Origin of the sequence: Bacteroides sp. L008 (genome assembly GCF_040812255.1) — a bacterium.
GTDB classification, from domain to species: Bacteria; Bacteroidota; Bacteroidia; order Bacteroidales; family Bacteroidaceae; genus Bacteroides; species Bacteroides vicugnae.
Map to the genome: position 1 here is coordinate 2442671 of NZ_JBFNXO010000001.1, position 11694 is coordinate 2454364.

Here is an 11694-nt window from a genome sequence, read left to right on the forward strand (position 1 = left end):
AAACGTATGATCGTAATAACAAACGGTAGTTTGAAAGTATTGCCTTATAAATAAATTCTGATTCTTGGGGATATCATACAGTTTTTTGTATTTTTGCACTATAAATAAAGTACTATGAAATATCAACTACAAATTTTGCTCTTCGTCCTGCTTTGCATGGTAGGTAAAGTGGACGCATCTTCTTTGTATGATTATGGACTTTCTCTCAAATCCCATGCAGTAGCTGGAATTGAGAGAACAACCTTGTACTTGGATGATAACCAACCTTTCTCTATAAAAAACGATTTCACGATTTCTTTTCAAATGTATGTACGTGTCAATGAGCATGACTTCGGCTCTATTCTCCATCTGCATACAAACACCAATCAATATATCCGTTTTTCATTTGTCGCAGGTGAAGAAAGACATTTTCCAGCGTTGGTTCTCAATGAAGGCATCGTCAACATTAACAGCCCCATAGAACGAGAAAAATGGCTGGATGTTTCTTTGCACTTGCGTTTGAAGGATAATGTCATAGAAATAGATTACGATAACAAGAAAATATCAGCTATGGCTCCCTTACAAGGAGTGAAAAGTGTTACCGCTTTATTCGGACAAATGCAAAACTATCTGGCAGATGTAGCTCCAATAAATCTTAGAAATATAACCATCATACAAGATGGAAAACAGATACGTGAATGGAAGTTGTGGAAGCATAATGATAATGTCTGTTATGATGAAATAGAAAGAGCTGTGGCACGTGCTGTCCATCCCTTATGGTTAATAGACAATCATATCGAATGGAAACTTGTTCATCAGGCTAAAATTCCGGGAAAACTGAACGTGGCCTTCAATGCCCGTGAGGCCTTATTTTATTTAGTCAAATCCCAATCAATCGAAATCTTAGACGAGAATGGAGTTTTGCAGAACGAAGTGATAGTGCGTGGAGGCTATCCGGCTGTAGAATTCCCCAATCATCTCTTATATGATACTTTAAGCAATAAGCTTGTGTCTTATTATCCCAAGAAAGGCATAATTTCCAGTTTCTCATTTGACACAGAAAAATGGAGTAATGAGATACGCAACACAGAAGAAGCCACCAATTATAATCATGCCAAAACTTTTAATCCGGCAGACTCTTGTTTCTACTTTTTCGGAGGTTATGGTTTCTACCAATACCGCAACGATCTTTACCGGATGAAATCCGGTACTAACAAAGTGGAACAAATAGAATACGAACGTCCCCTCTACCCCCGTTATTCGGCAGCTATGGCTCTAGTGGGCGATGAATTATATATCTTCGGCGGTAGAGGAAACAAGTATGGCAAACAAGAGTTGAGTAGCCATTATTATTGGGGATTATGCTCCATCAATCTGAAAAATAAGCAGTCACGTATAGTCTGGCAACAAAATAATCCCAAAGAAGATGGTACGATAATGGCCTCTTCCATGTATTTCGAGCCATCGGATAGTTCCTTTTATGCTGTTTCGACAAATAAAGGAGGTGTGTTATGGAAGATTTCAATGAAAGATTCCGTCTATACGGAAGTTTCCAAGCCCATTTATAACGAATCAACTTATCAGGATTGTGACTTCAGCCTTTATACTTCTCCGTCACATGGAAAGTTATTCTTAGTATTAGATAAAATACTAAGTAACCACACACATGATGTGGCTATTTACGCCATCAATATGCCTCTCGTAAATGAAATGGATATCCGGCAGTCAACAGTTGAAGAAAGCGCTAACAGCCGATGGCATTTCTATACCGCCGGAGTTTTACTGCTACTTGCATTGGTCGGTTTAGTATTCTACCGTTTCAAATACAGCAGTAAAAAGAAAAAAGCATCTGCAGCCGGGAGGATTATAGAAGAAACTCCCACTGCAACAACTGAAGACAGCCTCAAACAACCAGGAATGTCTGAATCCAGAATCATACCGAAAAAAGAAAGAATACAAGACACGGAATCCGTTTTCACAAAAACGATCAATTATTATGACCGTAGCCGTGCATCTATTTCTTTGTTGGGCTGTTTCAATGTACGCGATAAAAATGGAAATGACATCACATCCAATTTTACCCCCCGTTTGAAACACTTGCTTATTCTGCTGATACTTTATACAGAAAAAAATGCCCAAGGCATCCTAACTTCCAAAACAACGGAAATACTATGGCCGGAAAAAGAAGAAACAGCCGCCCGCAATAACCGTAATGTAAATCTGCGCAAGCTACGGGTATTGTTGGAAAGTATCGGAGATATGGAAGTAATGATAGAAAACAATTTCTTGCGTATAAAATGGGGAACAAATGTTTTTTGCGATTACCACACATTACTTGCATGTACCAAACAATTCGAACAAGTGAAAAGTGAAGAATTGCTCAATAGAATTTTAGAGTTATTGCTATATGGTCCTTTATTACCCAATACCATTGTTGATTGGCTGGACGATTTTAAAGATGCCTATTCCAGTCATTCTATTGACTTATTAAAAAATTTGCTGGATATTGAAATCAGCCGGAATCATCAGGATATGATTATCCGCCTTGCCGACATCATGTTCCTGCATGACCCGCTCAATGAGGAGGCTCTGGCTGCTAAATGTACAGTACTGGCCGCACAAGGGAAAAAAGGTATAGCTCGAAACCTATATGATCGTTTCTGCAAAGAATATCACGACTCGATGGGTGAAAGCTACAAAATCCCATTTGCCGACTTATAAGTCCGGCCGACAATTGCTTCTTAATTAATTATTCTATAAAACAAACCTCCCCCTCTCCTTAAACCACCGATACATATCAAGATGGAGGAAAGAGGGGGAGATTCTATACTTTCTTTATTACAAACGCGAATAATTCCAGTAATATTTTATAGCCCGTTACATTGTTTTCATCCAATACCAAGAAAAACAGCACCTATTTGTGAATGATTATAAGAAAAAAAAGACTTAATTCACATTTAATTGTTTTTTAATTCCCAATTAATCGCGAACACCCCTCTTTTTTTATCGTCTTATAGTTCTTTTGCTGAAAATTAATCTTAAAAAATATAATATTATTATGAAAGAAGAAAGAACACCTTAATCTGATTCGAATGACGAACCTTAAAACGAATTCAGGCTCTCTCATCCGATTAATTCTTAATTTAGTGATTATTCATAAATAAATTCATGAAAAACATGAAACAACGATTTTCTCAGTACATGAGATGCTATGAAAGAAGTCTCATTTTTATTTTAATGCTGTTCAGCGTTTCGGTAGTGCAAGCACAAAACCGGACAGTAAAAGGAACAGTGACCGACACACAAGGTGAGCCTATTATCGGTGCCAATGTAGTGATAGTGGGCGGAACAAAAGGTGTAATAACCGATCTTGATGGCAAGTATTCTATTCAAGTTCCTGAAAACGGTGCTGTATTGAAATTCTCCTATATTGGTTTTAAAACCAAATCATTCAATATAGTAAAAGGAAAGAATGTATTGAATGTGACGTTGGATGAAGATGCTGTAATGTTGGAACAGACAGTAGTAACAGCTATGGACTTACGTCGCGATGAAAAATCTCTGTCTACCGCCTTCCAGAAAATGGACATAGAAGGCATGACCGAAAACCGGGATGCCGGATTTGTAAATATGCTGGCTGGTAAAGTAGCTGGTCTGCAAGTGATATCAAATGGTGCTGCCGGTTCAGCCACAGTACGTATCCGTGGTGCCAATTCCATTTCCGGCAACAACCAACCACTCTACGTAATCGACGGTGTACCTATTATAAATGATGTGACTGGTGGTGAAATCGATTACGGTAACCCTGCTAACAGTATCAATCCCGACGACATTGAAAATATCGTAGTTTTGAAAGGGGCCAACGCATCCGCACTCTACGGTTCGGATGCCGCTAATGGTGCTATATTGATTACGACCAAAAAAGCCGGTCAAAAAAGTGGTCTGGGGATTACGTACTCTACAAATGTACAATTCACAGAATTTTCACAATACCCTATCTATCAGAATATCTATGGCGGTGGGCACATCAACCGTTTTGAAAATAACAAAGCCAACTCATTCAATGGTGACGTAAAGGTTCCTTATGATCCAAATATGCCTTATGGCATCCAACGAATGGAAGGTTACGATAATTCCCGTTCATGGGGTATGCCTATGTTAGGCTTTCAGGTAGTAGGACGCAACGGAGAACTCAAAGCCTATGTTCCTACTCCGGAAAATACAACCTCTATGTACCAGACTGCTTACTCCTGGACAAACAGTGTTTCTATAGAACGGGCCACCGAACATGTCTCTACCCGTATCGGCTTTACCAACCTGCGAAGCGACGACGTACTGGAAGGGTTGAACAAACTTACCCGTAACGCATTCAATGTACGTTCCAATGTGAAGTTGACAAAGTCATTGGATGTCGATCTGAATGGACGCTATACACATGAGCATGTCAACAACCGCTCTTATCGTAACAATTCAGACCGTAACCCTATCTATACACTGATGGATATGCCCCGTGACCTTTCCATACAGGAAATGTATCCTTGGAAAGATGAAAACGGAAAACCGACCGCCCTTCAATTTAAAAGTCCGGTATGGATGCTGAACGAGCTTTCCAACCAAGACAAGAAAGAATGGTTACTGGCCGATGTAACAGTAAACTACAAACTGACCAAAGATCTGAAGCTGCGTTTGAAGGCCGCTCTCGACCTGAATATGAAAGAGGGGTATGAATTCCGCAATATGTACACTCCGGGGGATGCCGACGGATTTTACAAAGAGTTCACAGAGAAAGCTCGTAACTATACTTATGAGGCTATGCTTTCTTACAACAAGACCTGGAAAGACTTCAATATATCCGCCAGCGTGGGTGCCAATTCGCAGGATTTCCTGTTTAAGAAACAAAACTCGGAAGTCGGAACATTGGCTACCTCCGACTTTATTTCTCTTACCAATAATGGCGCCACTATCAAATCATGGCCGGAATATAATGCAAAGAAAAAGCAAGCAATCTATGGAACAGTCAGTGTAGGTTATAAAGATTTCATTTATCTGGATGTTACCGGACGTAACGACTGGTCATCTGCCTTACCTTCTGACAACCGTTCTTATTTCTATTCCTCCTACGGCGTCAGTTTCGTACTGACGGAGTTGGTAAAAAGCATTCCAAAAGATTGGCTATCGTATGCCAAGTTCCGTGGTTCTTATGCCAAAGTAGGTAATGATACCGGTTTCGACCAGTTGCTAAATGGATTCAGTTATAACACTTCTTATCTGGGGGACATGGCGTGGTTCGAAAGTGAAAACAAACGGAAAACCAACACATTGAAACCGGAAAGTACCACTTCATTCGAAACGGGATTAGATCTGCGCTTCCTGCAAGACCGCGCTTCCTTTAGTTTCACTTATTATAATAAGAATACCAAAAACCAAATTTTGACTTCCACCATCAACGGTGTAAGCGGATATGGAGAAGCCTTGTTCAATGCCGGTGAAGTAAAGAACTGGGGATATGAAGTGACATTGGGAGTCGTTCCTTTTAGAAATAAAGATTGGGAATGGAAAGTAGACATCAACTGGGCGAAAAACAACTCAGAAGTAGTTTCACTGGCAAACGGAATGGACTACATGACACTGACTACCGTTCAAAACAGTGTAGAATTACGTATCGTGAAAGGTGAGCCGTTGGTAAGTCTTTATTGCCGTGAGCCATGGAAAACCAATGATGAAGGACAAGTATTGGTGGGAGCCAACGGTCGTCCCCTGTCAGGTGAAGCCAAATTCCTCGCCAGCGTAGAACCGAAATGGACGGGTAGTATCCGTACTTCTCTCCGTTGGAAAGACTTGTCTTTTTCTGCCATGCTCGACATTCGTATGGGTGGACACGTATGGTCGGAGACTGCCTTCCAATCTTCCCGAAATGCACAATCTATCATGTCACTGGGCGGACGTACAGAACATTTATTTGCTGATATGATTCTCAACGAAGGTGACCAGACGGGCTATCTCGGTATTCTGGATTCAAAATATGTACCTTCCGGCAAAAACAACATTTATATGGATGCTTCCCGCCCGAAAGGCATGAATATCCCCGGAGCCGTTTATGACAGTTCCGTACCGGGACTAGCGGGACAGCCTTGCCAGGCATGGATTAAACCAATAGACTATTGGACTAATGATAGTGGCAAAAACGGTGAGCTGTACCTGTATGACGCCTCTTATGTAAAACTGAAAGAGATTTCCTTAGGATATAATATTCCTAAGAATTGGTTAAGAAAGATAGGTTTCATACAATCTATGAGAATTTCAGCCGTAGGCAGAAATGTAGCTATTCTCCACCAGAAAACACCTAAGGGGATAGATCCGGAAGCAACTTCTTCCATGGGAATCCAACAAGGTTTGGAACGAGGTTTCAACTTACCGACTTCCAGTTACGGTTTCGATTTTAAAATAACTTTTTAACAGCGATGACAATGAAAAAGTATTTATATACATTATGTACCGCAGCTCTGTTGGGATTGGCAACATCTTGCGTAGATAGTTTCGACGCAACTAACCAGAACCCCAACAAACTATATCTGGATGAGATTGATATTCAGAAAATATTTCCAGGCACTATCTACAAGTCTCTGGACGTATTATCCGAAATGAATTATAACTATTACGCCTATATGGCACGCTACGTGGTTTCCTGGACCAGCCCGCAAAGTTCAGACAATGTAGGTGACAGATTCTATAACTTCTATAAGAAAGTATTGGGTGATGTAGCTATTATGGAAGATAAATACGCTCAGGACACCGATAGAAATTATTGGGCAATACTGATTACCTGGAAAGCCTACCTCTACTCCGTACTGACAGGCACTTGGGGACCGATACCTATGGACGCAGCTTGTAAAGAGACTTATGGAAACGTATATTACTATAACAGTGAAGCTGAAGCATATATGCAAATCCTCCGTTGGCTGGATCAAGCAGTAGAAACTTTCGACCCGAACGGACCCAAAATGCTGAAAGATCCTTTCTATCCTTCTGCCAGTGGTGACAGTGACATTGAAAAATGGCGTAAATTTGCCAACTCCTTGCGTCTGGACGTGGCTATCCGCATGATGAACATGAAAAAAAGCCCTGAAGCTATCTCTATGGCACGTGAGCAAATTGAAAAAGCGTTGAACGAAACCAACCACAACTACTTATTCAGCTCCAACAATGACAATGCAGCAGGACGCTATGGTACTGACCCCAATGCCGACGTTTCCTTATATTACAACCGTATCCTGAAAGAATTCGATCTGGGCACCAAGCTGGAGACAGAAATAGGCGGGCTGACTTACCCGGCAATGAACGAATACTTCTTCTGTTATATGCGCTCTTACAAAGATCCCCGTTTGAGCAGATATGCGCAAACATCCCGTATCAATGAAACGGGTGATTACCGTGCCGTAGTAAGAGACTCCCTATGGTCGGAAGCAGAACAGAAATACGTACAAGTTTCATACAGAATACCTTTCCTACCCCGCTTCGAGCTGAAACAAACACCGAGTGGATGGATTGTCGGCAAGGATGAACACAACAACAACCTTCAGAGCCTTTATTCAACCGCTTCCGTAAGTATTGAAGGCTACACATATGCTCTGATTCAGCGCGATTTCATCAAACAGGATGCTATGGTGAAACTGTTGACATGGGCGGACGTAAACTTCATGCTTGCCGAAATCCAATTACGTAAAGATGAATGGGGTGTGAATGTTGCATTGCCGCAGAGTGCTGAACAATATTACTACAACGGTATTACTGCTTCCATGAACGAATATAGTGTTACTGCCGGAATCTCCGAATACATAGAACGTAACGGAGTCAAATGGAACACCAACGGACTGGGATGTCGTGACTACCGTGCCTTCTACAAAGCCGATATCAACGGAAAAGGCGGTTATAAAAACAATCTGGAACAAGTATGGAAACAACGTTACATCGCCGACTACTTCAACGGATTTGCCGGTTGGACACTGGAACGCAGAACACGTGTGATGAAATATCCTCCTATTTTCTATAACGGAACTCCGAACAATTACGGGACCTACGGGGCCAATCAATTCGATCCGGTTCCCGAACGTTTGCAATATCCTACAGACGAACGTAACTGGAACATGAACTATTACCGGGAAGCCTGCCGTATGCTACAATCCACTTCACTGGTACCTCGTTCCGACGGAAACTATAATGATAATTTCTTTACTCCATTGGGTATCGGCGGACCATACAATCAAGAAGGTCTATACGAACGTTGGAAAGGCGGTCAGTTAATGTATAATAACGAAATGGTAGCTCATTGGTATGGAGACACCATTGAAGAATTTGTCGAAAACGTATTGGAAGACTATCCCGAGTATGCTTCCCTACAAGGAGAAGAACGCTTAGCGGCAAGTATCAAGTTTGTACGTATAGAAGATAATAAATAATAAAATAAAAAGAAAGACAGTTATGAAACTAATGAAATACATTACGGGGTGCTCTGCCGCTTTATTACTTCTTGCGGGATGCAACAAAGAAGAGGGTCCGAACATCGATGACTACTTCTTGAACTACGAAATTCCGGAAATTCCTGTCACCGAAGATTATCAGGTTGGCATTTTCTACTACAAAGGGAATGATATTACCACCAGGCCGAACGGTGATCCCAACTTCACCCGCTGGGAGCTTCTGACGCTGACCGATAAGGAATTGAGTGCAAAGAATGACTATAATAACCTGACACCGCAAGTAATGCCCGAATCACAAAAAGACGGCTATTTACAGCCGGATGCAGGAAGTCAAAGTTACCGTATGATTCCAATGATACAACAACACGTGGACGATTGCATCGAAGCTGGGGCAGACTTTATCATTCTGCCCGAAGCAGGAGCAGATTTGGGTAAAGGACCCGGTACCGAAATTAATCAAGGTGACTCTCTGTTCATCACCTTGATGTTGGGACGCTCTGGCAGAGGCGGCAAACGCCTTCCGATGCCACACATGGGACAACCGGGTATAGACTTCGTCGACTTGAAAACGATGAAAATTGTGGTTAGTGTTAACTGGAACAACATCGTCGACCTGCCTCCTACACTATCTTCAACCAATTGTATCGAGACTGCAGCCGGAAAGGTATATGATGGTATCACATACACCCGCCAACAACTGCTGAACAACTTCTTCAGCAAAATCGGCTGTTACTTCTCTGACGACCGCTACTACAAAATCGGTGGCACGCGTCCGGTGGTTTACATTAAAAATAAGACTGGTGAAATCTATGCACAAGAATCCAAAGCCATGTACGATGGCATCCGGAAAGCTGTGAAAGAAGCTACCGGCTACGACATCTACATCATGGTGGAAAGTGCCGATGTATGGTGCAACCAGATGCGTTACCAATACTTTTACATGGAAGGCTGCGTAGACGCTGTAGCCAGCCGTAATATGTACGACCAGTCGGAAATGAGCCGCTCTTATATGTATCCGCAAATGATAGACCAGAACTGGAAGTACAACCGTGAGACTGCATTACCAGCATTTGGCGACGGAAGCATGGAGTTCGTTCCTACTGTTGGTCCGGCTTGGAACAAGCTGGTGCAGGATGGTCGCGGTTCTATCGGTAACTCACCGATTGTAAAAAAAGACCCTGCCACATATCGTACCATGTGTAACGTAGCCAAGATGAATGCCGGACGCAACCGTCTGATTCTGGTTGACTCTTACAACAAATATAATTTCGACTCATTCATCGAGCCGACAGTAGAAAATTATGGCAACGGATATGGAAGAACATATCTGGAAATCACCCGCCAGCAATTCAAGAAGAACTAAAATGTTAACTCTTTAATGATAAAAAGAATATGAGAAATAAATATTGGAAATACATATGTCTGCTAGGTTTGGGGGCTTTCTGCTGGACATGCTCTGATGACAATCCGAATGACGGGCCCGACGGTCCCGGCTCTGAAGGTGGACAGGGAACGGAACAGGAAATTGTACGTTCCTATAAAATAGGTACATTGGCTGGATTCGAAGGCAACTTGCGCCAAAAGATGGACAAGCCGTTCACTGACGTTTCTACTATGCACAACCGTTCATTATTCTGCCGTTACGTAGCTTCTGCTTATCCCGAAGCACAAGATGACAAAGCATATCCCGGTCCAATTACCGAAGCCGACTGGTGGGACAACTTCGTAGAAGAAATCGCTTACAGTGGTCAGGATTATGTTGCCATGAACTGTCGTGGTGAAGCAAATCCTGATATAGACCACGGTCGCCCCGACAAACTCCATGACTTGATGGCAGCTATCAAACGCAAAGGTGTGGAACATGAATTCAAGATCGCTATCTTTGATGATACCCCCGCCTCATGGTCGGCTGCACGCAATGCACATAAAGGATACGGATACGACAACAAACCGTTCAAAAATGGTAGCCGCGTAGAGGGTTCACACTATCCGCTACTCTTCCTCGACCCTGAGAAAGAAGATATGAAAGGTGCAAACAACGATTTCCGCAAAGAGATATATTACTACATCTGGGATGCCAACCTGAAACCATCGTTCGAAAATGTTCCGCGTGACTATTGGTTTGAGATAGACGGACGCCCTGTCATCCTATTCTGGAACCCCAATGGATTCCTACAGGACAGTTATCTTAGCGAACTGATGAAGAAAGACCCGGTAAAGTACAAAAGTACGACCGGACTTGACGAAACGAAATCAGATGCCTATCATGGAAAGTTGAGTTATATTCTGAAGTGTATCAGCGACGACTTCAACACCACATTTGGCGTACGTCCGTTCCTCATCATCCAACGCGAATGGACTGACCGGGACTACTCACTGGTGGACTGCCCCTATCTGGATGGTATTCACAACTGGTTTGCCGTTCCTACAATGGATATGGCAGAGGACATATATAACGAAAACTTGCTCTACAACACCTATATTTCCGCTTACAACTTCAAAGGTTTCAGCGTAGGCAGCGGATGTCCGGGATTCGTACAAGGTGATCTAGCTCGTCCGAACTGGCAATTTATAGATGCCGACCACGGCCGTTATGCAACCAAGATGATGGAATCTTTCCTATCCAAGAAGCCTGATCTGGTATTCCTTGAAGGATTTACCGACCTTGCAGAAAACGCTGCATGGTGGCGTAGTTCGGACAAGATCTATTACGATTATCCCAACCAGCGCATCAACCTGCTCCGTAAGTATAGCAATCATCCTTTCCCGACCAGACAGAAACTGGAAGCTGAAGCTTGTGACTACTGTTACCAAGGCACTGTTTCCGGCAGCAAGATAGAAACATCTCTGACGGAAGTGGAAATGAACAATGCTCCCGAACAGGGAGCAGTAAAATATTGCAACGACACGAAGTATAACGGTGGTTGGCATACCAACCTCACTTCCGGTGGTCTGAACACACTGAAATGGAAAGAACTCCCTTTCAGAACCGGAAAATCAACTATCCATTTCCGCTATTCCAGCAATGGTGCTGCCAGCGTACGTTGCCAGATTGGCGATACAATGACAAAAAGCGTAAGCCTCCCCGCAACAGGCAGTACATGGAAAGAAGTCGAAATAGCAGTTTATTCTCGCGATGCACGTGGATATGCCGACTTCAACCTGATAGTGACCGAAGGTGACATCAGCCTGAATTATGCAGAGATTATCGCAGAGAAATAAAGAAACAAGAAAAATG

General features: G+C 42.5%; 5 protein-coding genes. All 5 read left to right on the plus strand.

From position 1 onward, the window contains the following. Positions 1-114: 114 nt before the first annotated feature. Complete coding sequence (locus AB3G73_RS09855) at positions 115-2700, plus strand: hypothetical protein (protein WP_258981439.1); 2586 nt, start codon at positions 115-117, stop codon at positions 2698-2700. Positions 2701-3156: 456 nt separating this feature from the next. Further along, complete coding sequence (locus AB3G73_RS09860) at positions 3157-6435, plus strand: SusC/RagA family TonB-linked outer membrane protein (RefSeq protein WP_148364649.1); 3279 nt, start codon at positions 3157-3159, stop codon at positions 6433-6435. Positions 6436-6446: 11 nt separating this feature from the next. Beyond that, positions 6447-8435: a SusD/RagB family nutrient-binding outer membrane lipoprotein gene (locus AB3G73_RS09865; protein WP_321020191.1), complete on the plus strand. Its 1989-nt coding sequence runs from the start codon at positions 6447-6449 to the stop codon at positions 8433-8435. Between the two features lie 22 nt (positions 8436-8457). Then, positions 8458-9819, plus strand: a complete 1362-nt coding sequence (locus tag AB3G73_RS09870; protein WP_148364647.1) for a glycoside hydrolase family 99-like domain-containing protein — start codon at positions 8458-8460, stop codon at positions 9817-9819. 29 nt (positions 9820-9848) lie between these two features. Continuing rightward, positions 9849-11678, plus strand: a complete 1830-nt coding sequence (locus tag AB3G73_RS09875; protein ID WP_367744699.1) for a DUF5010 domain-containing protein — start codon at positions 9849-9851, stop codon at positions 11676-11678. Positions 11679-11694 lie beyond the last annotated feature (16 nt).